The 26,255-nt window shown below is 67.5% G+C and carries 24 protein-coding genes; 10 read left to right on the forward strand and 14 right to left on the reverse strand.

All coding sequences use genetic code 11. The features are described 5' to 3' along the window. Positions 1-116: 116 nt before the first annotated feature. A complete protein-coding gene (locus ABZX92_RS33695; RefSeq protein ID WP_355568444.1) occupies positions 117-947 on the reverse strand; it encodes a MoxR family ATPase in 831 nt (276 codons plus the stop codon). Positions 948-979: 32 nt separating this feature from the next. Between ABZX92_RS33695 and ABZX92_RS33700 the strand changes: the two genes are divergently transcribed. Beyond that, positions 980-1,366: a VOC family protein gene (locus ABZX92_RS33700; RefSeq protein WP_355568447.1), complete on the forward strand. Its 387-nt coding sequence runs from the start codon at positions 980-982 to the stop codon at positions 1,364-1,366. Positions 1,367-1,449: 83 nt separating this feature from the next. After that, positions 1,450-1,680: a PspC domain-containing protein gene (locus tag ABZX92_RS33705; RefSeq protein WP_355568450.1), complete on the forward strand. Its 231-nt coding sequence runs from the start codon at positions 1,450-1,452 to the stop codon at positions 1,678-1,680. Here ABZX92_RS33705 and ABZX92_RS33710 read toward each other — a convergent pair whose 3' ends face one another. From ABZX92_RS33710 to ABZX92_RS33730, 5 genes are all read right to left on the reverse strand, one after another. Beyond that, positions 1,681-3,048 carry a beta-N-acetylhexosaminidase gene (locus ABZX92_RS33710; RefSeq protein WP_355568452.1) on the reverse strand — a complete coding sequence of 456 codons (1,368 nt, stop codon included), beginning with the start codon at positions 3,046-3,048 and terminating at the stop codon, positions 1,681-1,683. After that, entirely contained in the window at positions 3,045-3,878 is an 834-nt protein-coding gene (locus ABZX92_RS33715) for a carbohydrate ABC transporter permease (RefSeq protein WP_355568454.1), read from the reverse strand. Before ABZX92_RS33715 ends, ABZX92_RS33710 begins: the two co-directional genes overlap by 4 nt. Continuing rightward, entirely contained in the window at positions 3,875-4,759 is an 885-nt protein-coding gene (locus tag ABZX92_RS33720) for a sugar ABC transporter permease (protein ID WP_355568457.1), read from the reverse strand. The genes ABZX92_RS33715 and ABZX92_RS33720 overlap by 4 nt, the downstream gene beginning before the upstream one ends. A gap of 2 nt (positions 4,760-4,761) precedes the next feature. After that, entirely contained in the window at positions 4,762-6,039 is a 1,278-nt protein-coding gene (locus tag ABZX92_RS33725) for an extracellular solute-binding protein (protein ID WP_355568463.1), read from the reverse strand. Between the two features lie 79 nt (positions 6,040-6,118). Then, positions 6,119-6,778, reverse strand: a complete 660-nt coding sequence (locus ABZX92_RS33730) for a copper homeostasis protein CutC (protein WP_355568465.1) — start codon at positions 6,776-6,778, stop codon at positions 6,119-6,121. Between the two features lie 335 nt (positions 6,779-7,113). On the opposite strand from ABZX92_RS33730, the gene ABZX92_RS33735 reads away from it, so the two are divergent. After that, on the forward strand, positions 7,114-7,719 hold the full coding sequence (locus ABZX92_RS33735; RefSeq protein ID WP_355568468.1) for a sigma-70 family RNA polymerase sigma factor: 606 nt from the start codon (positions 7,114-7,116) through the stop codon (positions 7,717-7,719). Next, positions 7,716-8,201, forward strand: a complete 486-nt coding sequence (locus tag ABZX92_RS33740; RefSeq protein ID WP_355568470.1) for a carboxypeptidase regulatory-like domain-containing protein — start codon at positions 7,716-7,718, stop codon at positions 8,199-8,201. Before ABZX92_RS33735 ends, ABZX92_RS33740 begins: the two co-directional genes overlap by 4 nt. Here ABZX92_RS33740 and ABZX92_RS33745 read toward each other — a convergent pair. Further along, complete coding sequence (locus tag ABZX92_RS33745; RefSeq protein ID WP_355568472.1) at positions 8,198-9,439, reverse strand: MFS transporter; 1,242 nt, start codon at positions 9,437-9,439, stop codon at positions 8,198-8,200. The two genes, ABZX92_RS33740 and ABZX92_RS33745, sit on opposite strands and share 4 nt — an antisense overlap. A 92-nt stretch (positions 9,440-9,531) precedes the next feature. Between ABZX92_RS33745 and ABZX92_RS33750 the strand changes: the two genes are divergently transcribed. Beyond that, positions 9,532-10,464 (forward strand): LysR family transcriptional regulator, encoded by a 933-nt coding sequence (locus ABZX92_RS33750; protein ID WP_355568475.1) that lies wholly within the window; start codon positions 9,532-9,534, stop codon positions 10,462-10,464. A gap of 70 nt (positions 10,465-10,534) precedes the next feature. On the opposite strand, the gene groL is transcribed toward ABZX92_RS33750, so the two are convergent. From groL to ABZX92_RS33770, 4 genes are all read right to left on the reverse strand, one after another. Then, complete coding sequence (groL, locus tag ABZX92_RS33755; RefSeq protein ID WP_355568478.1) at positions 10,535-12,154, reverse strand: chaperonin GroEL; 1,620 nt, start codon at positions 12,152-12,154, stop codon at positions 10,535-10,537. A gap of 228 nt (positions 12,155-12,382) precedes the next feature. Next, positions 12,383-13,600: a serine/threonine-protein kinase gene (locus ABZX92_RS33760; protein ID WP_355568481.1), complete on the reverse strand. Its 1,218-nt coding sequence runs from the start codon at positions 13,598-13,600 to the stop codon at positions 12,383-12,385. Between the two features lie 69 nt (positions 13,601-13,669). Beyond that, entirely contained in the window at positions 13,670-13,876 is a 207-nt protein-coding gene (locus ABZX92_RS33765) for a cold-shock protein (RefSeq protein ID WP_030470913.1), read from the reverse strand. 76 nt (positions 13,877-13,952) lie between these two features. After that, positions 13,953-14,594 (reverse strand): AIM24 family protein, encoded by a 642-nt coding sequence (locus tag ABZX92_RS33770; RefSeq protein WP_355568484.1) that lies wholly within the window; start codon positions 14,592-14,594, stop codon positions 13,953-13,955. A gap of 69 nt (positions 14,595-14,663) precedes the next feature. Between ABZX92_RS33770 and glp the strand changes: the two genes are divergently transcribed. The 5 genes from glp to ABZX92_RS33795 all read left to right on the forward strand — a co-directional run bounded on the left by glp (position 14,664) and on the right by ABZX92_RS33795 (position 20,032). Then, complete coding sequence (gene glp / locus ABZX92_RS33775) at positions 14,664-15,857, forward strand: gephyrin-like molybdotransferase Glp (RefSeq protein WP_355568487.1); 1,194 nt, start codon at positions 14,664-14,666, stop codon at positions 15,855-15,857. A gap of 10 nt (positions 15,858-15,867) precedes the next feature. Next, on the forward strand, positions 15,868-17,277 hold the full coding sequence (locus ABZX92_RS33780) for a M48 family metallopeptidase (RefSeq protein WP_355568489.1): 1,410 nt from the start codon (positions 15,868-15,870) through the stop codon (positions 17,275-17,277). Positions 17,278-17,480: 203 nt separating this feature from the next. Further along, positions 17,481-18,176 carry a phosphatidylserine decarboxylase gene (locus ABZX92_RS33785; protein WP_355568492.1) on the forward strand — a complete coding sequence of 232 codons (696 nt, stop codon included), beginning with the start codon at positions 17,481-17,483 and terminating at the stop codon, positions 18,174-18,176. Beyond that, positions 18,176-19,141 carry a CDP-diacylglycerol--serine O-phosphatidyltransferase gene (gene pssA, locus ABZX92_RS33790; protein WP_355568495.1) on the forward strand — a complete coding sequence of 322 codons (966 nt, stop codon included), beginning with the start codon at positions 18,176-18,178 and terminating at the stop codon, positions 19,139-19,141. Before ABZX92_RS33785 ends, pssA begins: the two co-directional genes overlap by 1 nt. 339 nt (positions 19,142-19,480) lie before the next feature. Then, complete coding sequence (locus tag ABZX92_RS33795; RefSeq protein WP_355568498.1) at positions 19,481-20,032, forward strand: hypothetical protein; 552 nt, start codon at positions 19,481-19,483, stop codon at positions 20,030-20,032. A 140-nt stretch (positions 20,033-20,172) separates the two neighbouring features. Here ABZX92_RS33795 and ABZX92_RS33800 read toward each other — a convergent pair whose 3' ends face one another. From ABZX92_RS33800 to ABZX92_RS33810, 3 genes are all read right to left on the reverse strand, one after another. Further along, entirely contained in the window at positions 20,173-20,424 is a 252-nt protein-coding gene (locus ABZX92_RS33800) for a hypothetical protein (protein WP_355568501.1), read from the reverse strand. A gap of 466 nt (positions 20,425-20,890) precedes the next feature. Next, complete coding sequence (locus ABZX92_RS33805) at positions 20,891-25,702, reverse strand: RHS repeat-associated core domain-containing protein (RefSeq protein ID WP_355568507.1); 4,812 nt, start codon at positions 25,700-25,702, stop codon at positions 20,891-20,893. A gap of 305 nt (positions 25,703-26,007) precedes the next feature. After that, positions 26,008-26,255 (reverse strand): hypothetical protein (locus tag ABZX92_RS33810; protein WP_355568504.1); only part of this gene is annotated, 248 nt, incomplete at its 5' end.

Below are 26,255 nucleotides of genomic sequence, written 5' to 3' on the forward strand. Positions count from 1 at the left end.
CCCGGCCCAGTAGAGATCGACATGAGCAGAGGCCTGCAGAAACGCCTGCACGCGATCAGGCCCGCACGGAAGCCCGGCGCCCCGCAGGACGCGCGTGAACCCCACGCAGGCTTCCGTCACCCCACGATTGTGCTCCCGATCACGCGATCCGCGTCCTCCCGGTACTTCAGCACCGCGCCGAGCGTCGCCACGTCCGGTTCGGTGCGCCCGAGGGCCTGCAACGCCCGCGCCCAGTCCAGCGACTCGGCGACACCCGGCGGCTTCAGCAGGTCAAGGCCGCGCATCTGCTGGACGGCCTCCGCGACCTGCACCGCGAGCCGTTCATCGAGGCCGGGCAGGGTGCGGCGCAGGATCGCGACCTCGCGCTCCAACGACGGGTGCTCCAGCCAGTGGTAGAGGCAGCGGCGCTTCAACGCGTCGTGCACCTCGCGCGTCCGGTTCGACGTGAGCACGGTCAGCGGCGGTGTGGAGGCTCTGATCTCACCGAACTCGGGGATGCTCACGGCGTTCTCGGACAGCACCTCCAGCAGGAACGCCTCGAACTCGTCGTCCGCCCGGTCGATCTCGTCCACCAGCAGCACGCACGGCGCGTTCTCCAACGCCTGCAGCAACGGCCGCGCCAGCAGGAACCGTCGCGTGTAGAGGGAAGCCTCGTCGACCTCGCCCCGCGTCTCCAGCACCCGCAGGTGCATGAGCTGACGCGGGTAGTCCCAGTCGTACAACGCCTGCGTCGCGTCGATGCCCTCGTGGCACTGGAGCCGGATCAACGGCACGTCGAGCGTCTTGGCCAGCGCCAGCGCGAGCGAGGTCTTGCCGGTGCCGGGTTCGCCTTCGAGGAACAGCGGGCGTCCCATCCGGACCGCCAGGAACGCCGCCGTGGCGATCCCACCGTCCGGCAGGTACCCCGCGCGGTCGAGCCCTGACGCCAGTTCCTCAGGGGACTCCATGCCGCTCAGGGTAACGCCGCTATCGTGGCGACATGGGGTCGATCAAGCAGGTCCAAGTCACGTTCGACTGCGCGGAACCCGTGCGCGTCGGCAAGTTCTGGTGCGAGGTGCTGGGGTACGTCGGGCCGGCCGACCACGACGACGACTCGTGGTACGCCGCCAGCGATCCCAACGGGGTGGGCCCGCGGCTGTTCTTCCAGCGCGTGCCGGAAGGCAAGATCGTCAAGAATCGGGTGCACCTCGACGTGCGGGTCGGCACGGGGCTCGTGGGAGCGGAGCGCCTCGCCGCGATCGAGGCCGAGTGCGCGCGCCTGCTGCCGCTCGGGGCGGTGCGCGGGCAGCTGCTGCTCGCCGACGGCGTCAACGAGTCGTGCCTCAACATGCAGGACGTCGAGGGCAACGAGTTCTGCCTCGACTGACCCTGGGACCGCGGCGGAGACTCAGGGTCGGGTTCCGGGTGGTCACCGATGTGCCGGGCCCTCGATTCGACGACTCTTGAGCCATGACGAACAACGTGCTCAACGAAGCCACTGACCAGGTCAAGAAGCTCCGCCGCAGCCGGAGCGACAAGATGGTCGCCGGTGTCTGCGGCGGTGCCGCCAAGATGCTCGGCGTGGACGCCGCGCTCCTGCGGATCATCCTCGTCGCCGCCACGCTGCTGGGCTTCGGCACCGGCGCCATCCTCTACGTCGCCGCGTGGATCCTCATGCCCGAGGAAGACGCTGCGATGTGATCACCGTGGATAACCGGGGATTCCAGGTAGCCGTTGCCAGGGGTGGGGACCGCTGAGGGGCCGGTACTCCACCCCGAGGGCATCGAGCCTGGGGAGGTGGTGCTCCGCCAGCCGCCGCACGAACCCGGGATCCTTCTCCGCCGGGGACCACACGACCTCGGCGAACGCGGCGAGACGGGGAAACGCCGCGTAGTCCACCCGCCGGGCCGAGTCGAGGTGCTCGGTCCAGATGTTCGCCTGCGCCCCCAGCAACCGGCCAGGTTCTTCACCGGTCAGCTCGGCGGGCACCGGATCCCACGCGTAGACGTCCTCCAGCGTGGTCACCGTGCCCACCGGAATCGGCTCGTTCACCGACTCGCTCTGCCGGTAATCCAGATAAACGTGCTGCTCAGGGCACATCACCACGTCGTGGCCGGCGCGCATCGCCGTGATGCCGCCTTCAACACCGCGCCATGACGCGACGACCGTGCCCTCCACCAGCGGGCCGGACTCCAAGACCTCGTCCCACCCGTACGGCCGCCTGCCGGCCCGCACGATGTGCCGGGCGATCGCGCGCACTAGCTCGCCGTCATGGCCGGGGGCCTCGTCGCCGCCGAGCCCGATGATCTCGGCGGGGAACACGTCCATCAGCTCGTCGAACACGTTCCGGTAGAAGTCCACAGTGGACTCGTCCGTGTTCAGCACGCGTTCGTTGACGCCCCAGTCCGTCCATACCCCGCCGCCGTGCACGCCGAGTTCCGGATACGCCGCGATGGCCGCCTGCGAATGCCCCGGGATGTCGATCTCCGGGATCACCGTGATGTGCCGCTGCCGGGCGTACTCGACGATCTCCCGCAGGTCGTCCTGCGTGTAGAAACCGCCGTGCGGACGACCGGCCATCCCAGCTGTGCGCCGGTCGCCGAACCGCGAGTCCTCCCGCCACGACCCGACCTCGGTGAGCAACGGGTAGCGCCCGCACTCGAACCGCCAGCCCTGGTCGTCGGTCAGGTGCAGGTGCAGGACGTTGAGCTTGTGCACGGACAACAGCTCGACGTACCGCAGCACCTCCCGCTTGGGCAGGAAGTACCGCGCCACGTCGAGCATCACGCCACGCCACTCGAACCGCGGGTAGTCGACGATGTCGCACGCGGGTATGACGGCCGGTTTCTCCCCCGCGGCCCGGAAGGCCTGAACTCCCAGCAGCTGCCGCAACGTCTGCAGCGCGTTCATCTCACCGGCCGCGTCGTGCGCCTCGATCAGCACGCCGTCGTCGGACGAGAGCAGCCGATAGCCACCAGCGGGGCCGTCGACGAGAACCGTCTCCCAGCCCTTGTACTCACAAAGCCTTCCGCCGTCCACATAGGACACCGGGCGGGGCAGCAGGTTCATCCCTTCACCGCCCCGGCGAGCCCGGACACCAGGCGGCGCTGCACGAACATGAAGAAGATCAACACAGGGATGGTCATCAGGGTGGAGCCCGCCATGATCGCGCCCCAATCGTTCTGGTCGGGTTTGACGAACACCTGGAGGGCCAGCGGCAGGGTCTGGTTCTCCACGGCCGAGATGATGAACGTCTTGGCGAACAGGAAGTCGTTCCAGGCGTGGATGAACGACAGCACGCTCGTGGCGACAAGACCGGGCGCCACCAGAGGAAAGAGCACTTGCCAGAGGAACCGGAACCGGGAGGCGCCGTCCAGCGTGGCGGCCTCCTCCAGCTCCACCGGCACCGCGGCCACGAACCCGCGCAGCATCCAGATCGCGAACGGCAGGCTGAACGCGAGGTGCACCAGTACGAGCGACCCGAGGTGGTTCAGGCCGAACGCGGGCACGGAGTCGCCGACCGACCGCATCAGGAAGAACAGCGGCACGGTCAACGCCTCGACCGGCACCATCTGCACGACCAGCAGCATGATCAGCAACGTCGTGCGGCTGCGGAACCGGAACCGGGTCAACGCCGTGGCGGCCAGGAACGAGATGAGAATGCTGAGCACCACCACGATCAGTGCAACGATCAAGCTGTTCAGGAAGTAACGCCCGAAGTTCGCGACGGTGAGCGCTCTCGTGAAGCTGTCCAGCGTCGGCCGGGTCGTCCACGGCACCGGGTCGGCCGAGATGATCTCGTCCTCCGGCTTGAAGGCTGAAAGCACCATCCAGAACAGCGGGAACGCCACGACGGCGGCGATGACGAGGACGAACGCCTCGGTGATCCAGCGCCTCACAGGACCTCCCCGGACCGCCGCAGCGCGCGCAGGTAGAACAACGTGATCACCAGCAGCAGCCCGGTCATCACGACACCGATCGCCGCACCGAGCCCGTACTCCGACGCCGCGAACGCCTGTTGGTACGCGTAGACGTTGAGCACGAGGTTGCGCCCGGCGATGCCACCGCCGTTGGTCATGACGTAGATCTGCGTGAACACCTTGAAGTCCCAGATGATCGACTGGATCGTCACCACGAGGATGATCGGCCGCAGCAACGGCAGGGTGACGCTCCAGGCCGTGCGGAACGCCGACGCGCCGTCGAGCGCCGCGGCCTCCAGCACCTCACCCGGAATCGCCTTGATGCCCGCGTAGAGCGTGACCAGGACGAACGGGAAAGAACACCAGATTACTTGTGCCGCAACGAGTCCGAACGCCGTCCACTTGTCGAACGTCCAGGAGAAGCCCTCGATGCCGAGGACCTCGTTGACGAAGCCGAAGTTCGCATCGAACAGGAAGAGCCAGATCGTCGACCCGGCGACGGCGGGCGTGGACCACGCGCCGAGCGCCGCCAGGAACAACGTCATCCGCACCCACGTGCGCACCCTCGTTGCCAAGATCGCGAGGAACGCGCCCACCAGCAACGTGCCGACCACGCAGACCGCCGCGAACGCGACGGTCTGCCCGAGCACGGACCAGAACTGCTGATCTCCCAACAGCTTCTGGTAGTTCCCGAGACCGAGGAAGACGAGCGGCGCCCCACCGCTCACCTGTTCCTGGCCGTAGTCGTAGAGCGAGATGAGCACCAGCTGGTAGATCGGGTAGGCCAGCAGGCCTCCGAGGACCAGCAGCGCTGGGACCAGGTAGGCGAAGGCGGTCCGCCCCTGACCTTTGGACGTCACGCTCACGACGTGAAGGCCGCGTTCATCGTCTTGGCGGCGTCGGCGGTGGCCGTGTCGACGTTCTTCGCGCCGGTCACGACCTCCTGGATCATCGTCGGCACCACGGTCTGCGCCTCGATCTTCGCCCACGCCGGCGTGACGGGGACGAACTTCGTGCCGGCCTGCAGGGTCTTCGTGAACGGCTCCAGGAACTTGTCGGAGTCGCTGACCTGCTTCTGCACGTCGCTGAACGTCGGCAGGTTGCCCATCGCCGTGTACATCTTCTGCTGGTACTTCTTCGACGCGAGCAGCTGCGTGAACTCGTTGGCGAGCGTCTTGCGCTGCGTGCCCTTGAGCACGCCGAGCAGGTTGCCGCCGGCGAACGCGGGTGCGATCGAGCCCGCGGTCCTGCCGGGCAGCGGCACGACTCCGTACTTGCCGGCTGCGGACGACGCGTCCACGGACTTGCGGTTGAAGTCGCCACCGATGGTCATCGCGGCCTTGCCCGCCCGGAACTGCTCGACGCTCGCGTCACCGCCGTTGCCCGCACAGGTGGCCGGCGGGCAGATGTCGTCCTTGATCAGCTCGGCGTACTTGGCGACACCGGCCTTGGCCTCGGCGCTGTCGATGGTGGCCGTGTACTTGCCGCCGTCCTGCTTGGCGATGTCCCCGCCCTGCGCCCAGATGAACGGCAACGCGGCGAACAGGTACTTGCCGCCCGCGGAGATGCCGAGCAGGTCCGGCCTCTTCTGCCGGATCTCACGAGCCGTCGTGGCGATCTCGTCGAGCGTCGACGGCGGCTTCAGCCCCAGCTCGGTGAAGACGTCGGTGCGGTAGTAGAGGGCGCGGACGCCGACGAACCACGGCACGCCGTACGTCTTGCCGTCGACCTTGGCCGTGTCGAGGATCGTCGGCACCAGGTCCTTGGACTCGCTCCAAGATCCGAGGTCGAGCTCCGAGAAGCCACCCGCCGACACGTAGCCCGCGAGGTCGGTGTTGCCGAACTCGGCGACGTCCGGCGCGCTCTTCTGGTCGCTGAACGCGGCCTTGAAGCGCTCGGCCCGGCTGGCCACCTGGATGTACTGGACATCGACGGTCACGCCGCTGTGCTTGCTCTGGAACTCGGTGATCGCCTCCTTCACCACCGCTTCCTTGGGCCCGCGGTTGACCTCGTCGAACAGCCAGACCCGCAGCTGCCCGGTCTTCTCGTCCGTGCCTGAGTTGGTCGGCCCCGACTGCACCGGTGCGCAGGCGACCACCGCGCCCACGCCCAGCACGGCCACGAGTGTCTTCAGCCTCATCGCGCCCTCCGCATTGCACATGTTGCAACAGCCATTTCACAGGAAGCAACGTGACTGTAGAACGGTCTGCGTCAAGGGTCTAGACCAGACGATTGACCCATTCCCGAACTGATGCCGCGGCGACCGGTCCCGCCCACCCCTCGGGCCGCACCGCGCTGCCGACGTGGAAGCCCGTCACGCCCGCTGCCAGCAGTTCCGCGACGTGGCGTTGCTGCAGCCCGCCACCGACGAGGAGTGCGGGAGGTGACTGGAGCGCGAGTTTCTTCAGGTTCCCGATGCCGTCGTCGACACCCTTGGCGCTGCCCGCGGCGAGGACCGTGTCGCAGCCGAGCGTCTGCACGACGGCCCACGAGCGGAAGATGTCGGCGGAGTTGTCGAGTGCGCGGTGGAACGTCCACGCGCACCCCTCCAGTTCGGCGAGGAGGTTCAGCGTGACCCCTTCGTCGATCTCGTCCTCGGCGTCCAGGAAGCCCAGCACGAACTCGGTCGCGCCCGCTTCCCGCAGCTCCCAGGCCTGGCGCCGGAGCTGCTTGAGGTTGCCGGGCGCGAAACCCCTGGCATCCCTGAGCATCACGCGGATCGGGAGGTCGACGGCCTGCTGCACCTCTTTGAAGGTGGCGACCGAGGGCGTGAGGCCGTCGGAAGCCATGTCCGCGACCAGCTCGAGCCGGTGCGCGCCACCCTCCTGAGCAGCCTCGGCGTCCTTCGCGGTCAGTGCGATCACTTCGAGAATCGGCATGGTCTAGACCATAACGCCAGGTGGGAACGCCGCAACGAGTTCGTGCGTCTCAGCTGTATCTGCTCGCCTGAGTTCCGCTCTTTCTGAGTAAGCGCTTTGTTCAGGCGTGGAGCACGCGTCAGCCGGTTCGAGGGGTGCCGGCTGGCGCGGGCTCCCACCCATGGCGGCCCGTGGTCCGGAGGGGGAATCACGGGCCGCTGGCGTACCCAGGGAAAGATGAAGGTGGCTGCGGCGGTGATACTGGTCCGATCGAGTGAATTTTGTATCTACCGCCCAGTTAGCCCTTCATGAGTTGGCGGACGGCGCTGACAAGGGCGGCCGATCGGAGGTGCTGCGTGGACGAGCTGCACACGGCGGATGACCGTCCGCCGTGGGACGGACTTGAAGGCACCGAACGGCACGCGGTGTGTGTGGAAGCCGCGCGCGAAGGCAACCGCGACGCACTGGACGTCCTGGTGACCGAGCTGACCCCACTGCTGTGGCACGTAGCCCGTGGTCAAGGCCTGGACAGGGCCGTCGCGGAGGACGTCGTGCAGACGGTGTGGCTCGCGTTCCTGAAGAACATCGAGAACATCCACGAGCCAAAAGCCCTGGTCGGCTACCTGGTGGTCACAACGAGGCGTGAAGCACGCCGAACCTGGACACCCAACAAGCGTGAGACACACCTGTCCGACGAATACGCAGAGCAGCTCGAGTCCGACACCGGCCTGCCAGAGGACGTGACGCTGTTGGACGACCGCGACCGCCGCCTGTGGCTCGCGTTCGGCCGCCTCACCACGAGGTGCCAGGAACTGCTGCGACTCACCGTGCTCGCGGGGCGCGCGGAGTACCGGGCAGTCGCCGAGGCGCTCGCCATGCCCCACGGCAGCATCGGTCCGACCAGGGGACGGTGCCTGACACTGCTGCGCAACTACCTGGAGACGGAAGGAGGATCGCGGTGAACGAGACCGACCCGCGCGACGACCGCAGGGGCCTTGAGGACACCGCCGTCCTCTCCGAGTTGAACAGGCTCGTCGACGAACTGGACCCGCCACCGGCAGACCTGGTGGACCGCGTGAAGTTCGCGATAGCCCTCGAATCCCTCGACGTGGAAGTCGCCAGGTGGGAACGAGCCGGATCCTTCGCCGGCGTGCGCGGCGGCCAGACCGGCACGATCACGTTCACCGTCGACAACCTCACCCTGATGGTGAACTTCACCTCGACGGGTTCACGCCATCGCATCGACGGCTGGCTGGTACCGGCCGGCGAGCACACGGTCGAAGTGCGCGTGGCAGACCACAAGTCCTCCACCACGAGGGCAGACGACGGCGGCCGCTTCGTGCTACCCGACGTCCCGGCGGGCACCACGCAGATCCTGGTGCACCTGGTGAACCCGAGCGGCGAACCCGGCCGGACAGTGGTGACACCGACGATCATGCTTTAGCGGCATCTGTTCGTGGCGCGGTGGGTTGGTTTGGGGGGCGTACCGCGCCGGTACTGGGGTTTCGGCGGCTTCGGCGGTTTCGGCAGCAACAGTGGCGTACCCAGCAGCAGCACACCCGAGACGGTGATCGCGGCAAGCGGACTCGTGACCGTCGCGAGCACGCCCCACACCACCATCAACGCGGCCTGCGCGAGCTTGGTGCCGACACTCCACGTGCTCAGCACCTGCGCAACCTGCCCCACAGGCGTTCGCTGCAGGCGTTCGGTCGCGCAGATCGGGTTGAACACGCCCATGCACGTGATCAACAGCCCCTCGACCACGATCACCGTGACGAGCCCGGCCACACCAGGCTGAACAAACGCGAGCCCGAGCGGAAACACCGACCGCAGCCACCCGAACACACTCATGACCCGCTGCCGCCCGAACCGCTGCACCAGCCGCGCCGACAACCGAGCGCCCACCAGCCCACCCAGCGCCGGAACACCGAACGCCAGCCCGTACTGCCAAGCCGGAAACCCGTACTCCCCGAGCAGCAACACCGCCATGAGCGGCGCCGTGGCCATGATCAGCCCGCCGACCAGCATCGAGTTCAGGAACAACCGCACCAGCACCCGATCCCGCCTGATCACCCTCCACCCGGCGAACAGGCCAGGTCTCACAGCGCCGGTCGCGGCGACATCACTCCCCCGGATGCGCCGAACCGCGAACGCCGACACCAGGTAGCTGACGGCATCGGCGAACACGGTGACAACCGGCCCCAGCACCCCGATCAACGCCCCGCCCAACGGCGGCCCCACCGCGGTAGCCGACCAACTGGTGGCCTCGAACCTCCCCTGAGCCACCAGAAGCTGTTCACTCGGCACCAGGTGCTTCAGATGCGCACCAGACGCAGCACCGAACGCAATGTTCGCGGCACCACACACCACCGAGACACCCAGCAACTGCCCGTACGACAACAGCCCAACGAAGTACGCGACCGGCAAACTCACCAACGCGAGGAACCTGACCAGGTCCATCGCCACCATCACCGGCCTCTTGGCCCGCCGCTCCACCCACGGCCCGAGCGGAAACGCCACCACCGCCGCAACCGCAGGCCCGGCCGCCTCCAGCACCGAGACCTCGAACGCCGACACGTGCAACACCTGCACCGCGACGAACGAAAACGCCCCGAACGCCAGCCACGTCCCATACGCACTGACCGCGTAAGCCGCCCAAAGCCACCGAAACCCAGAAGCCACACCGACGATCCCACCGCCGCCCCCAGCGCAAGATCAAACAACCACCTCCGGGCGCGCCACAACCAAGCGTTGTACCCGCTTAGGCTCCCCAGGTGGACTCCGAAGCAGTGCGTTCCTTCGTAGCAGCAGCCGAACTGGGCCAGCTACAACGTGCCGCCGACGAACTGGGCATCACCCAACAGGCGGTCTCGAAGCGAATCGCCGCCCTGGAACGCGAGCTGGAAGTCCGCCTCTTCACCCGCACACCCCGAGGCGTGGAACTGACCCCGGACGGCAAGGCGTTCCTCCCCCACGCCCGCACCGTCATGGCAGGCGTCGACCGTGCGGTAGCAGCACTGAGGCCGCGGGCCCTGCGCGTAGATGTACTCGGCCTGCGCAGCGCCCAAGCCGTCGTCCTGCACGACTACTGGCGCACAAACCCCGGCATCGACCTGGACGTGGTGTCCCTCCGCCTGAACGACCCGGCAGAAGCAGCCGCCCAAGTGGCCACCGGCAAGGTGGACGCCTCCTTCCGCTCGGTGACCGACCGAGCCGCCCTACCGCCAGACGTCCGCATGCTGCACGCCTTCGACTCCCCAGCCGAACTCCTGGTGGGCCCCCACCACCCCCTGGCCAACGCCCGAACAGTCACCCCAGCCCAACTCCGCGACTTCCGAATCTGGGTACCGGGCATCGCCCCGCGCAGCGAATGGTCGGTCTTCTACGACGAACTCGTCACCACCTTCAACCTCCGCGTGGACGCGGCAGGCCCCCACTTCGGCGACGAAGTACTGCTCGACACCCTCGCCGAGTCCGCGGAGATCGCCACGCTTGTCGGCTCACGCGACCGCTACACCTGGCCCGCAGCCCACAACCTGCGCCGAATCCCAGTAGCAGCACCGACAATCGCGTACCCGATCTCCCTGATGCTCCCCAGGACGAACCCGCACCCACGGCTGCGCGGGATCATCGAGCACCTCGCGGAACTGCCGCCGCTCACCGGCCCGGTGTGGCGGCCTTCCTGGGCGCTACCGGCCGCGTCGTGAGGTCGAGAACGCCGAACGGCCCGGCTCGCCTAAGCGAACCGGGCCGTTCAGAGCAATCGAGCAGCGGGACTCAGAAGTCCATGCCACCGGCGTCCGGCGCGGCCGGAGCAGCGTTCTTCTCCGGCTTGTCCGCGACGACAGCCTCGGTCGTCAGGAACAGCGCGGCGATGGACGCGGCGTTCTGCAGCGCGGAACGCGTGACCTTGGCCGGGTCGATGATGCCGGCCTTGACCAGGTCCTTGTACTCGCCCGTGGCGGCGTCCAGACCCTCACCCGCGGGCAGGGACTTGACCTTCTCCACCACAACGCCACCCTCGAGGCCGGCGTTGATGGCGATCTGCTTCAGCGGAGCCTCGACCGCGACCTTCACGATGTTGGCACCGGTCGCCTCGTCACCCGTGAGACGCAGACCCGCGAAGGCAGCCTCGGCAGCCTGCAGCAGCGCAACGCCACCACCGGCGACGATGCCCTCTTCGACGGCCGCCTTCGCGTTGCGAACGGCGTCCTCGATGCGGTGCTTGCGCTCCTTGAGCTCGACCTCGGTGGCCGCGCCCGCCTTGATGACGGCCACGCCGCCGGCGAGCTTGGCGAGGCGCTCCTGGAGCTTCTCGCGGTCGTAGTCGGAGTCCGACTTGTCGATCTCGGCGCGGATCTGGTTGACGCGACCCTGGATCTGGTCGGCGTCGCCCGAGCCCTCGACGATGGTCGTCTCGTCCTTGGTGACGACGACCTTGCGGGCCTTGCCCAGCAGCGAGATGTCGGCGTTCTCCAGCTTCAGGCCGACGTCCTCGGTGATGACCTGGCCACCGGTGAGGGTGGCGATGTCCTGGAGGATGGCCTTGCGGCGGTCACCGAAGCCAGGCGCCTTGACGGCGACGGACTTGAAGGTGCCACGGATCTTGTTGACGACCAGGGTCGCCAGGGCCTCGCCCTCGACGTCCTCGGAGATGATCAGCAGCGGCTTGCCGCCCTGCATGACCTTCTCCAGGAGCGGGAGCAGGTCCTTGACCGTGGAGATCTTGGAACCGAACAGCAGGATGTACGGGTCCTCGAGGACCGCTTCCTGACGCTCGGGGTCGGTCACGAAGTAACCGGAGATGTAGCCCTTGTCGAAGCGCATGCCTTCGGTGAGCTCGAGCTCGAGACCGAGGGTGTTGCTCTCCTCGACGGTGATGACGCCTTCCTTGCCGACCTTGTCCATCGCCTCGGCGATGAGCTCGCCGATCGTGGCGTCAGCGGCGGAGATGGACGCGGTAGCAGCGATCTGCTCCTTCGTCTCGATCTCCTTGGCGTTCTTCAGCAGCTGCTCGGCGATGGCCTCGACGGCCTGCTCGATGCCGCGCTTGAGGCCGAGCGGGTTGGCGCCGGCGGCCACGTTGCGCAGACCCTCGCGCACCAGGGCCTGGGCGAGAACGGTCGCGGTCGTGGTGCCGTCACCAGCGACGTCGTCCGTCTTCTTCGCAACTTCCTTGACGAGCTCGGCCCCGATCTTCTCCCACGGGTCCTCGAGCTCGATCTCCTTCGCGATGGAGACGCCGTCGTTCGTGATCGTCGGCGCACCCCACTTCTTCTCGAGCACGACGTTGCGGCCCTTCGGGCCGAGCGTCACCTTGACGGCGTCAGCGAGGGTGTTCATACCCCGCTCGAGACCGCGGCGGGCGTCCTCGTCGAACGCAATCATCTTGGCCATTGCGGTGTGTTCCTCCGCCTTTGTGGATTCTGGGCCACTGCGGGCCGGCAGAGCCCACAGCGGAACACGATGCGAGTGGCCAGGTTGGTGCCCGCGACGGACGACCCCCGGAGGAGCCTCACCGCCCTAGCTCACTTCTTTGGCACTCGACCGAGCCGAGTGCTAGTTCGTGTTTAGCACTCGGGCACGGCGAGTGCAAGCGAACCCCGTGTGACGGGCACCGTCGGCTCAGCGCGAGGTGCGCACCGGCACAGACGTCGGCAACGGCTTCTTCGAGGTCGACCCGTCGTCGAGCTGCAGCGTCGGCGAGGAGTTCGTCTTGGGCTGGCGCGCGGGCTCGTCACCGGGCGACAGGATGATCACCACGATGATGATCACCACGATCGCCACCGCGGCCGCGATGACCGGCGCGAACCACGCCGGGCGCTCCTTCTTCGACGACGTGAACGCGCTCACACCCACCTGGTTCGGCGGGCGCAGCCGGACCGGGTCGGCGAGCTGCTGGTAGCCGCCCTGGTACTGGCCCTGCGGCACGGGCATCGGCCCGGACACCGGCGACTGCACCGGAATCGAACCGGACTGCGGTCCGACCTGAGCAGGAATCGAGGCCTGCGCGACCCCGGCGAGAGCGACGCGCGCGGCGGCGATCAGCTCGGCGCAGCTCGCATACCGCTGCGACGGGTCCTTCGAGGTGCCCTTGCGGATCACGTCGTCGATGGCGGGCGGCAGGCCCACGAGCTGGGACAGCGCGGGCACGGTCTGGCCGAGGTGGCCGGCGATGACCTCCTGCACACCGCCCTGGAACGGCGGACGGCCGCTCAGACAGGCGAACAGCATGCAGGCGAGCGCGTACTGGTCGGTGCGGCCGTCGACGGGCTCACCACGCAGGTGCTCCGGCGCCGCGTACGTCGGCGAGCCGAGGAAATCACCCGTTCGTGTGCGGTGGCCGGTGGCGCCGCGGCGGGTCAGGCCGAAGTCGGCGACGTAGACGTGCTCGCGCACGCCCTCCTTGGTGGTCACCAGCACGTTGGCCGGCTTCACGTCGAGGTGCACGAGGCCCTTGCCGTGCAGCATGTCGAGCGCTTCGGCGACCTGGGCGAGCAGCCGCAGCGTGCGCTCGGGGGTGAGCGGTCCCTCCTTGACGTGGCCGGAGAGGTCCTGGCCGTCGACCAGCCGCATCGCGATGTACAGCAGGCCGTCGACCTCGTCGAAGTCGTACAGCGGCACGATGTTCGCGTGGTCGATGGCGGAGGTGTTGCGCGCCTCGTCCACGAACCGCTCGCGGAACTCCGCGTCGGGCGCGAGGTGCTCACCGATGACCTTGAGCGCGACCTTCCGGCCAAGTCTCACGTCGGTGGCCTTGTAGGTCACGCTCATGCCACCGCGGCCGAGCACACCGTCGATCCGGTAGTGCGCGATCCGCCGTCCGCTCAGGTCCTCAGACACGCGAGGCAGCCTAACGTCCGTTCGGATCGACCTGCCGGGGGTTGGCCAAAGCTGTGATCAGGTCGATCATTAACCGGCGCGGCGCACGTCCGACGCCTGGCTGCGTCCGTCCCGTCCGGCCTGCACCTCGAACTCCACCCGGTCGCCCTCGGAGAGGGTCCGGAAGCCTTCCATCTGGATCGCCGAGTAGTGCACGAACACGTCGGGCCCGCCGTCGGTTGCGATGAAGCCGTATCCCTTTTCGGAGTTGAACCACTTGACGGTACCGAGAGCCAAGGCGTCCTCCTTCAGATCACGCAAGCAGAACGCAACGCTAAAAGAAGAAAAGTCGGCCGGATACCTCCTTACGGAGTCATGAACGAGAGCTGACTCCGTTGGCGCGCAACCAGGTGGTGAGCCGGCGAGGTCCGCGCGTCTGGGTCAGCACGGCGCCTGGACCGGCGAAGTCGAACACCAGGCCCTCACCTGTCTGAATGGATTGCACGGCATCGGGTACCGACGGCCGGAGCCGGCATTGCACCGTGTCGGCGAACGCCATCACGTGATCGCTCGCGATGGTCACGGCCTCGCCCGCTTCCAGCGTCACGAGGTCGAGCGCGCCATAACAGGCGAGGACGACGACGCCCTGTCCGTGCGCGTAGTTCAGGAACCCTTCGAGGCCACCGAACAGCGCCTGCAACGGCGGCGCCTCCGGGTTCATCGCCACGGTGCTGCTCGACGCGATCCAGCCGAGCCGCGCGACGCACCAGCCGTGCGTCCCGTCGAGCTCGACGAGGTGCAGGTCGCTCGGCAGCGTCGGAGCCGCGTCGACCCAGCCGCCCTCCGCGCCCGCCGTGCACAGCGCGACCGCCTTGGTGTCCGTGCCCTTGACCTCGACGGAGAGCCCGAAGCTCGTGGCCATCATGGTCAACGGGTCGACCAGCACCATCTCGTCCGGGGCGAGCACGAGTCTCGCCACGCCGAACGTCGGTGTGTGCCGGGTCCGGACCTGCACGAACAACACCTCCGGGGAAAACTGGTCCAAGCGATCGTCACGATCACCGCGTCTTGGCAGTATGCAGTCGTGTCCCCCACCACAGTCGCCGAACACCGCCAGCGCGTCGCCGAGCTCGTCGGGTTGATGCCCGTGCTGCAGCTCCCGCTCGACGAGTGCCTCGGACTGGTGCTCGCCGCCGACGTCATCGCTCCTGTGTCACTGCCGCCGTTCGACAACTCCGCGATGGACGGGTACGCCGTCCGCGCCGCTGATCTCGCGCAGACCCCGGTCAGCCTTCCGGTGGCGGACGACATCCCCGCGGGCCGCATCGAGATCAACGAACTGGAGCCGGGAACCGTTCACCGGATCATGACCGGCGCGCCGGTGCCGCCCGGAGCGGACGCGGTGATCCAGGTCGAGCTGACCGACGGCGGCACCGAGACCGTGACGATCAACGGGTCCGTTTCGGAGGGCACCAACATCCGGACCGCTGGCGACGACGTCCACAAGGGCGATCCCGTGCTGCTCGCGGGCACCGTGCTGCGTCCGGCCCAGCTCGGTCTGGCGTCCGCGCTCGGCCTGCCGGAGCTCCCGGTGCGCCGCCGTCCGCGCGTGCTGGTCCTCTCCACGGGTTCCGAGCTGGTCGAGCCCGGCCAGCCGTTGCAGCCGGGTCAGATCTACGAGTCGAACGGGATGATGCTCGCGACCTCCGTGCGGGACGCGGGAGGCATCGCCGTGCGGCTGCGGTTCGTGCCGGACGACGTGGACGCGTTCCACCGCGCGCTGGCGCCGTACCTGGGCTCGGTCGACGTGATCATGACGTCCGGCGGGGTCAGCGCGGGTGCGTACGAGGTGGTCAAGGACGCGTTCGCGAGCCACGACGTGCGGTTCACCAAGGTCGCGATGCAGCCGGGCGGGCCGCAGGGCGCGGGCACGTACGAGGGCCTGCCGGTGCTGACGCTGCCGGGCAACCCGGTGAGCGCGCAGGTGTCGTTCGAGGTGTTCGTCCGTCCCGCGCTGCTCGCCTCGATGGGACACACGCAGGTCGAACGCCCGACCGCGCGGGCAACCGTGTCCTCGCCGCTGACGTCTCCACAGGGGAAGACGCAGTTCCGGCGCGGCCTGTACGACCCGTCGTCCGGTCAGGTCGTGACGCCGGTCGGAGGTCCTGGGTCGCACCTGCTGTCGGCGCTCGCGCTGTCGAACTGCCTGATCGAGGTGCCCGAAGACGTCACGGAACTGGCGGCCGGAGCCGAGGTCACCGTCAGACACCTGCAGTAGAAGGGCTGGGATGAGGGCCGCACTCGCGCTGGTGATGCTCGCGGGGTTCTTCGTGCTCGCGGTGGCACTCGCGGGTGGCCTGACCGCGATCGCGATCTGGCGGTTCGCGATCGGCGACGCCGAGAGCGGCGCCTGGATGCTCGTCGTCGCGGTGGCGATCGGTGGCCCGGCGCTGTGGGCGACCGTGCGGGCGATCTTCGCGCGGCCGGAGCCGAGCGGGTTCCCGCTGGCCCGCGACACGCACCCGGACCTGTGGCGGCACGTCGACGAGCTCGCGGTGGTGGCGGGCACGCGCGCGCCCGACGACATCCGGCTGGTCGACGGCGCGAACGCGAGCGTGTGGGAACGCCGTGGCGTGCGTTACCTGGAGCTCGGGCTGCCGCTCGTGGCGGGGCTGAGCGTCGGCCAGCTGCGGTCGGTGCTGGCCCACGAGCTCGGGCACTACGGCGGCGGCCACACCCAGCTCTCGGCGATGACCTATCGGGCGAAGATCGCGCTGCAGCTGTCCGTCAGCCAGGACCGCGTGTTCGGGCTTCTCAGCGCGTGGGCGCACCTCTACGCGTTGGTCGCCGCGTCCGAGAGCCGCGATCACGAGCGGTTCGCCGACGAGGTGGCCGTGGCCGCGGCCGGACGTGATGCGGCTCGCCGGGCGTTGCTGCGCATCGGGCCGGTGGGTGAGGCGTGGGCCGACTACCTCACGTCCTACGTGTCGCTGGCGGTCATGGCGGAGCGCACGCCGCCGTTGCTCGAAGGCTTCCGCTCCTACCTGAACCACCCGCGCCGCGTGCACGAGCTGCGTCGCCTGGAGAACGTTCTGGCGGAGCTCGAACCGATCTCGGTGTTCGACAGCCACCCGCCGATCCGTGATCGAGTGGCCGCGATGGCCTTGCTGACCAGCTCGGACGCCCCGATCGACGAACAGCCGGGCTGGACGTTGCTCACCGGCGTCTCGGCATCGGCGGCGGCGCGGCTTCTCGGCGTTTCGGGGCCGTTGACGACGTGGGAGGAGGTCGTCCCGTTGAGCGGCCCGGCCCAGGTGCGCCGGTACGCCGAGGCTTTGCGGCACGCGGGCCGGGTGAGCAAGGTCGGCTCGTCGTTGTCCGACGTGCTGGCGGCGTTGGAGCGCGGCGAACTGCTGAGGCTCACCGGCAGGCCCGTCGACGCCTCGCTGACCGACGAGCAGGTGCGCGAGGCGGCCGTGGACACCGTGACGGAACTGCTGGGGTGCGCGGTCGCCGACCAGCTCGTCACCGCTAACCGCGCCGTGCTGGAACTCAACTGGGGCGGACTGTTCGTGCTCCGGCTGCCCGACGGAGCTGCGGTCTATCCGGACGATCTGGTGGCACCCGCCGTCCGCGACGCTAACCAGGTCCCTGAAGTGCGAGTTCGGTTGCAGGCCATCGGCGTCGACGGACTGTGACGGAACGCTCACCGACCGACGTTGTTCACCCCATGTGACGGGGATTACACTGCCCGCAGGTGCCGGTGGGCCCGTGCATTCGTCGGGGGATGCACGGGTCGACCGGCCACTTGCGTTTCCGGCTCTCCTGCGGGCCGGTTTGAGGTCTTGGCGTAGCGTGATGCCGCCCGACAACTCACGGAAGCTACGGACCCACAGACACGATGAGCAGCGAGAAGCCCGTCTCCCACTTCCTCGAACTCGCCCGCGGCATGGTGCCGCCGATGCACCCGGCGGGCCGCCCGTTCGTCGCCGGTGCGGCGATCGCGACACTCCTCGTCCGGCTGCGGTTCAAGCGCCTCGGCGTCGTCCTCGGCCTGGTCACGGCATGGGTGGCGTGGTTCTTCCGCGAGCCGAAGCGCGTGACGCCGACCCGCCCGAACCTCGCCGTGGCCCCGGCCGACGGCACCGTCTCGCACGTGGTCGACGCCGTCCCGCCGGCCGAACTCGGCCTCGGCACCCAGCCGATGACGCGCGTGAGCGTCTTCCTCTCGGTCTTCGACGTGCACGTGCAGCGCGTGCCCGCGGACGGCGAGGTCGTGCAGGTCTCGTACCACCCCGGCAAGTTCCTCTCGGCCGACCTGGACAAGGCGTCCGAGGAGAACGAGCGCAACACCGTCTGGCTGCGCACCACGTCCGGCATCGACCTCGTGGTCGTGCAGATCGCCGGCCTGGTCGCGCGCCGCATCGTGTGCGAGGTCGCCGAGGGCGAGAAGGTCGCCGCCGGCCAGACCTACGGCCTGATCCGCTTCGGCTCGCGCGTGGACCTCTACGTGCCGCGCAGCAGCCGCGTCCTGGTCGAGGCCGGCCAGCGCACCATCGGCGGGGAGACCGTCCTCGCTGAGCTCCCGGAGGCCTGATGGCTCCCAGCGGGCCCGGCGTTCGCCTCCTGCCGAACGCCATCACGGTCCTCGCGATGTGCTCCGGCCTGTCCGCAGTGCACTTCGCGAACATCGGCATGTGGGGCGCGGCCATCGCCTCGATCGCGGCAGCGGCCGTGTTCGACGGTCTCGACGGCCGCATCGCCCGCCTGCTGGACGCGACGTCGAAGATGGGCGCGGAGCTGGACTCGCTGGCCGACGCCATCTCGTTCGGCGTAGCGCCGGCCCTCGCGATCTACCTCTGGAAGTTCCAGGGCGACCGCGCGGGCTGGGTCATCGCCCTGATCTTCGCCGTCTGCATGGTGGTCCGCCTGGCCCGCTTCAACACGTTGCTGGAGAAGGAACAGCCGCCGTTCGCGAAGGAGTTCTTCGTGGGCGTCCCTGCTCCCGCCGGCGGCCTGTTGCTGCTGCTGCCCCTGATCATCGAGGAGCAGGTCCGCACCGACGGATGGTGGAACTCCCCGTACGTCGTCGCGGCGTGGACGATCGTGGTCGCACTGCTGTGCGTCTCGCGGATCCCGACTTTGTCCGTGAAGACCGTGAAGGTGCCGCCGCGCGCGGTGGCCCCGCTCCTGGTCCTGATCGGGCTTTTGGCGGCCGCGATCATCACGTTCCCGTTGGTGGCGCTGATCGTCGCGATGGTCGTGTACCTCGCGCACCTGCCGTACTCGGTGCGGCGGTACATGTGGCTGTCGAAGCACCCCGAGGCCTGGACCGTGACCGGGGTCGAGCGTCGCGCGATCAAGCGGGCGCACGGGGTGGCGGCTCGCCGTCTCGGCCTGCGCCAGCCGTTGCACGGGCGGGTGGCTGGTGCGGCCATGCGCGCGGTGCGTCGTCCACGGCGTGACGCCTCCACGGCTGCTGCTGCGGAGGGCGCGATGCCCATTGGTGGGCGCCGTCGTTCGTGGCGCCAGCTCGGACTGCGCAGGCAGCCCAAGCGCTGAGCCGCTCGATCTGCCGGATGGGCCGGACACGTTTCGACATGTCCGGCCCATCCGCATTTGGTGCTGGGCCCCGTGTCGATGCTGAGGTGAGCGCTGCTGAGGCCGACACCCGGGCTGGACGTGCGCCGCGATCTGGATCCGTTGCCTCACAAGCACCCGATTGCGTTGTTCCGCTAAGGGTTTGGTTAGCTCACCCCGGCGCCCATTACGGGCGCGAGACGCCTGGGGGACAAGTTGAACAAGCGCATTTGTGCTGCCGTCACGGTGGTGGTCGCCCTGACCACGGCCTGCGGTAGCGAACCGGCAGCCGCACCGCCGGCCACGACCACGACCACGACGGTGCTGCCGACTCCGGCAGAACTGGACCAGCGCGCCAAGGCAGCGATCGCCTCACCCGGTGCGTTCGACGCCCTCGGCGGCAAGTTCAAGCAGAGCACACCGGCGAATGACAGCGATCCCGGCGTGGAAAACGAGATGGTCACCTCCGTCTGCGAAGACTCCCCCATCCGTGTCGACGGCGTGTCAGTCGCCCGGACTCGGGTCTGGACAGGACAACTGGATCTGTTCCAACGGGTCCACGCTATGTCCGATCGCCCGGCGGCCGCGCTGGTGGAGTCGGTGCGGGCGAGGGTCAAGCTTTGCATCGGAAGCCGCCCCGCTGATCAGATCAAGGTGACCATCCCGCTCACGAAGCCGCAGGGCGTCGACGACTTCTACGCGTACTGCATAACGAACCGAGATCCCAACCTGGTCGATTGGTCGTGTCACGCGGTGATGGGCCGCGGCACGCTCATAACGCTCGTGGTGGCGTTCGGCCTCACCCAGGCGGCAGCCGAGGCTCAGCTGACCTCTGTGGTGCCGATCTTCGCGGAGACGTTCGCCAAGGCATGACCTGAATCTGGGCGGCGGAGGTGTTCCGGAACAGGTGCTCGTCCACCACCGTGACTTCATGCCGAGTAACTCCGGCGTCTTCTCGACAACACAACTCGTGGTGCCGGAAACGGTGCCGTGCCGGCTTACCACCCTCAGTGTCACGGGCACCTGCTGCACCGCTTTGTGCGCAGCAGGTGCCCGTGACGGGAGTTGAGCGTCGTGCGATCAAGCGCCCGCACGGCGATGCCGCTCGCCGTCCCGGCCTGCGTCAGCCTTTGCACGGACGCGTTGCCAACGCGGCCATGCGCGCGGTGCGTCGTCCACGGCGTGATGCCTCCACCGCTGCTGCCGTGGAAGGCGCGGTGCGTCCGGGTGGTCGCCGCTGTTCGCGGCGCCAGCTCGGACTGCACAGGCAGCACAAGCGTTGATCGATCCCTGAACAGCCTGAGGGTCGGACACGCGGAACGCGTCCGACCCTCAGGCCTTCGTCGGATGACCCTCAAATGTTCAACTGGTCAACCGGGTCAGCTCATTACTCTCGTCGCAGCTCAGTTGTAATCCAACTGACTTCCGACTCCTCAAGCCCAAAGTCGCTCAGCACAGCACTGCTAGTACTACGCAGATCAGCTTCCGAGTCGACGTAGACCGTTGTCCCCTCAAACGGCGCGTCCTGATGTCTGATCAATCCGGCGATACCGAACCTTTGACCTCGCACTACCGCAATCTTCAGGTCACCTAGATCATCGCTGTCATCCACGAAAACCAGGTTGAACTTTTCTGACAATTCCTCTGGAGTCATCGGCAGAATCAGAAGAGGAGAATTCTCCTTAGTCGGCCAACTCGACTCGTCCACCTGCTCTATTGCCATTAGTCATCCTATTTCTGCGTGTTCTTGGTGAGCCGAATTGCAATCTTGGCGAATTCCTCATCCACTTCCACTCCTGGACGAGGGCCACGCCACTCCGGAGCATTGGGCATTCCGCCTCGGTCAGGCGCGACGTTCGTGTAGAACTCGATGCCCCGCCTCCCTTCCGGGAGTGGGCCTCCCCACGCTTGCACCACAGGGCGGTCAAGCCCATGCCTGGACACCCTGCCCCACAGCTCGCCCGACGCTTCCTGCATTGCCGCAACCTCAGCCTTCTGGGACGAACTCTCGAGGCGATGGTAAGGGCCGTACTCAATATCACAGACCCCGCCCTCGTTGTGGTTGAGGACGGCCATCGCGCCCGCCAGCACGTAATACGTGTGCGTGCTGTCGACGGTCAGGTTGTTCACTCGCTCGACCGAGGTCCATGCCCGAACCGCCTTCACCTGAACCCAGGTACCCGCTGAGGTCTGCAGCACTGAGCCCGCACGCAGATCCTTCGCGTACACCCATTCCTTGCGATCAGGCAACCAGAAGGGGTGTTCGTCAGTCGCGGTCACAGAACCGCCGCCGCGGACGCTGATCTCCACGAGGTGTTTCACGCCCTGGCCGATGATCGTACCCACCACGGTTTGGGCCGATGATTGGCCTGTCACCTCATTCGCCGACCGGACCTGATCACCGATCTCTACTTCTTCGATCGGTTTCGACGAGCCGTCCGCCATCAACACCCGTGTACCTGGCATGAAGCTGTTGACCCGGCACGACGTCGCCCCCAAAGCCTCAGTCGCGTCCTCGGCGGCTTCTTCGGCCTTCTCCTCGACCTTGCGCAGTCGCCTGCCGAAATCCTTGATTTTGTCGATGATCCGGTTGGCCTTGATGATCGCCTTGGTGATCCGCTCCCCGGCCTGCACGAGCTTGAACGCTTTCGCCCACGGCACCAGGCTGACGCACGCGAGGATGTCGAAGCTGGTGAAGCAGTTCTTGACGTCGTTGATGCCCGTGAGGTCCATCAACAGGTCAGGAAGCTCCGCGAGGATGACGTCCCACCACGACTGCGAGTTGTTGGCCTCGCGCAAGTACTCCTCGTACTTGTCCTTGCCACCCGCAGCGTCATAACGAGCCTGCTGCGCCGCGTTGTATGCGGCGTGAGCCTTCTTGCGCTTGTTGTAGGCCGTCGGGTAGGCGGCCGCGTATGAGGCGTCGCCGGCGACGTCGTTGCCGACGATGATGTTGCGTTCTTTGTCGATGCCATAGGTGTGGCCATCGGCGCCGGTGCCGCCCTCGAGGTACATGCCTGTCGGGTCGCTGAACGTCTCCGGGTTGTTGTTGCTGTACGAGTAGCCGTTGACCTGCTGCGGGTTCGCCGTGTTCATCACCGGGTCGTCGGCCAGGAACCGGCCGGTCGCCGGGTCGTACTCGCGAGCACCCAGGTGAGTCAGACCAGAAACGTCTCGGGTACCACCCACGAAACCCTTGTCGTCAACCCAAGAGCCGCCGTTGGGGCCACGTGGTTTGCCGAACGGGTCGAAGTACTGACGCTGGTACGTCAAGTCCCCGGCCTTGACCGACACAGTCGGTGTGCCCTGGTGGTTACCAACCTCATAGGACAGTCGGCCACTCGAGTGCCGCACTGCCACGACATTGCCGCCGTGCGAGTAGTAGCGCTTGCCCGACACTTGGTTGGTCGCATCGTCCTTGACCAGTTCCATGCCTTCGGGCAGGTAGAGCGTGGTGCGGCCCGGTTCGCGCTTGATCAGGCGGCTGCCGTCGGCGTCGTACAGGTACGACGACTCCTTGCCGGAAGCCTCCGTCACCTTCGACGTACGACCCTCGACGTCGTAGGCGATCGTCTGGGTGTTGCCCATCACCTTGCGCGTCTTGGTGTTACCGGTCTTGTCGTAGCCGAACTCGTCACGGGCGGTGCCGGACGGACCCGACTCGTCGACCGAGCGGACCACGTGCGGCTGGTTCACCGGGTCGTAGTTGTACTTGCGGCTGACCACACCGGATGCCGTGGTCGTGCGCTCCAGCGTCCGGTTGCCAATCTTGTCGTACTCGTATTCCTGCTGGTACGGGGCCACACCGCCGACCGCAGCGGTCGCACAGTCGCCCGACGAGGGCGTGAACGCCTTGGTCAGCCTGCGCAGGTTGTCGTAGCGGAAGCACTGGGTGTCCCACGCCGTCTTGTCGCTCGGCTCGTCCGCGATCCGCGTGACGTTGCCACCGGTGTCGTAGGAGTACTTCTGGTTGGAGATCCGGAAGTCGGTGTCACGCGAACGGTCCACGATGGACTGTTCGAGACGGCGGTTGCCCTCCTCGAAGTAGTTCGTCAGCCACAGCTGGTCGGGACTCTGGTCGGCGCCGAGGGTGAGACGCAGCGTCTCGCCGAACTTCGAGTAGATGTGGTCGTTGACGTAGGTGTTCAGGCCACCGGTCTTGATCGGCGCGCCCTGGTCGTTGTAGGTGGTGGACACCCTCTCCTGCGCCAGGCCGCCGGCGGCGGGAGACAGCGTGGAGAGGAGCGCGCCGGTGACCGGCGTGTAGTTGCGCTCGAACTTGTAGGTCCGGCCGCCCAGCGCCCCTTCGGTGGCGGGGACCTCGACCTCGGACTCGCGGACGCGGCTGTAGGCGTCGTACCGCGTGATCCGCTGGACGTACGCCTGGCCTCCGGAGAACCGGGTGGTCGAGTCGAGCAGGCCCTTCTTCTTGACGTCGTAGACCCATTCGGCGAGCTTGGTGTCACCGGAGAACGTCTGGGTCTTGCGGCCGAGCTGGTCGTACTTGAAGGTCACCGACCGGCCTTCGCTGTCGGTCGACTTCACGACCTGGTCGAGGTTGTCGTACTCGACCGTGCTCGTGCCGCGGTCTGGGTCGGTCTCCTTCCACTTGCGACCCAGCAGGTCGTACTCGTACGACCACTTGTTGCCCGCGGGGTCGGTGACCTCCTCCAGCTGGCCCTTGAAGTTGTACTTCGACTTCGTGCTGTCGGCACCGAGGCCGTCGTGCTGGAGCCGTTCGATCTCGCGGCCGTGCGCGTCGGTGATGACGGTCGTCGGGACCTGTCCCGGCGGCGGCGTCACGTGCACGCGGTCGCCCGCGTAGACCGTGGTCGTGTTCCACTGGGGCGTGCCGAACTTGTGGTACGCCACGCTGACCGGGCGGGACAGCTTGTCGTACTTGGTGAACTCCTGGTTGGGCACCTGCGCGTCCAGCACGACGAGCAACTTGCCGTCCGGCGCCTGGTTGTTGAAGAACGCGTTGCTGGTCTTGGTCACCAGGCCGCGCGAGTCGTAGAACGTGTCGGTGATGACCCGTCCGAGCTCCCCGGCCTTCTGCTCACCGTCCGGCGTCTGGGTCTGCCGGGCGCGCAGCAGGCCGTCGTAGATCTTGTACGAGACGTTGTACTCCTGGTCCCGCTCGCGCAACGACTTCGAGACCTCCACGACGGTCGCGGTCGACTCGTCGTAGATGTACTCGTACATCGCACTCGCGCTCAGATCCCGCTCGCGGTGCGGCAACCAGGTGTGGGTCAGCCGGCCGAGGGCGTCGTACTTCGCGTCGATCCGCTCGCCGTTCGCACCGATCTGGGCGACCGGCAGGCCGAGCGCCGGGTCGTACTCGACGGTCGTGGCGTGGCCCTTGGCGTTGGTCGTGGTCGCCTTGCGCACGGGGAAGCCGAACGCGGGCTCGTTCACCGTGGTCGTCTCGCCCAGGCCGGGGTCGGTCGTCTTCTTGACCCGGCCGTACACGTCGTACTCGGTGGTCGTGACCGCCTGGTACGCACGCGGGCTCGTGCGCTCGCCGTTCCACCGCGACGCGGTGGTCACGAGCCCCTTGGTCGGCGCCTCTCCGTACGACTTCCCGTCGTACGCGGAGATCGCGTCGCTGATGGTGTTGTCGTCCGTCATCGGCGCGTCGCACTTCGCGGCATAGGTGACGATCCGGCTGGCGTAGTTCCACATCCACGCGGCTTCGTTGGCCGCGTAGGTGGTGGACGTGCACCGTTCGTCACCGGTGACGTCGATGTCGCCCTCGTCCTGGACGTTGACGGCGCGGCCGTGGACCTCGTCGAACGTCGTGCTCGCTCGCTTGGTCCGCCACCGGTCACCACCGAGGCTGGTCGCCGTCGTCACCGTCTTGGTGTTGAGCAGCAACGCCTTGTCTTCACCGTTCACCGCGGTGGGCTGCGACATCCACGGTTCACTCGTGGTCTTCGACTGCACTGCGTCGCCGTTCTTGACGAACGTCTTCCACTCGACGCCCTTGAGCCGCTCGATGTCCTCGATCCGCTCGCCTTCGTACTCGACCCAGGCGTCGCGCTTGCCACCCGGCACGGTGTCGCCGTCCATGCCGCGCAGGTAGATCTTCTCGGTGACCGGGCGGTCCGGCTCGCTGACGTCCCCGGTGATCGTGCGGACCTTGTTGTAGCCACGCCACTGCGACCACGTGCGGTACTTCGGGTCACCGAAGTCGTTCTCGTCGTAGTGCCACAGCGGAGCGTTCGCGATGCTCTCGTACTCGTAGTAGACCTTGGTCTGTTCGCTCAGCTGACGAACCCGGTCATCCTCGATCACCGCGCGCACCACGTACTTGTGGAACCAGTGCAGCTGCGGCTGCAGAGCTCCTTCCGGCGTCCAGTAGGACGGGAAGCACCTCAGCGTGTTGAGGTGCGCGTTCGCGATGGTGGGCATGCGCTGGCCGGGAACGCAGTCCTTGTCGGTGTACTCGACCTCGGTGATGCCTCCGGCTTCGTGCTGGACGCGCTTGATCCGCCCGCGGTACAGCGGCGGGTACTGGTCGGCGTCCACCCGGTTCGCCATGGTGATGCGCTCGAACTTCGTCGCCGGCAACGACTTCGCCTCGCCCACCAGACCGGTGTGCTTGACGCTGTCGAGCCACAGTGCCGGGTCGAGGCCGTCGTTGGACGGAGGGAAGCTCTGACCCAGCTCCCACTGGTCGACGTCGCGCCACTCGGCGGCGACGTTCTCCTTGCGCACCTGGGTGAGGATCTTCGTGAGCCGCAGCTGCGAGAAGAACGTCGGCGAGTACTGGTTCTCGCATCGCGCGCCCGCGGCGCAGATCTGGTCGAACGGCACGTCCGGCCACTGCTTCGCGTTGTCCTTGTTCAGCTTGCCCGGGCTGCAGTCGAAGCCGCCGGAGGGAACACACCGCTCCGAGTACTGGAACTGGACCCGTCCAGGAGCCGGAGCGTTCGCATCCGACTCGTGCAGGCCGTAGTCGATCCGCTGCAGCCGTCCGGCCCGGTCGTAGTCCACCCCGGCGACCGTCGGGCGGCCTGGGCCTCCGCGGTCAGCACGAGCCGGTGCGCGAGCACGGGGATCGCGATCGCGTGGATGTCGTCCGGCACCACGA

The organism is Lentzea sp. NPDC006480 (assembly GCF_040611995.1).
GTDB lineage: Bacteria > Actinomycetota > Actinomycetes > Mycobacteriales > Pseudonocardiaceae > Lentzea.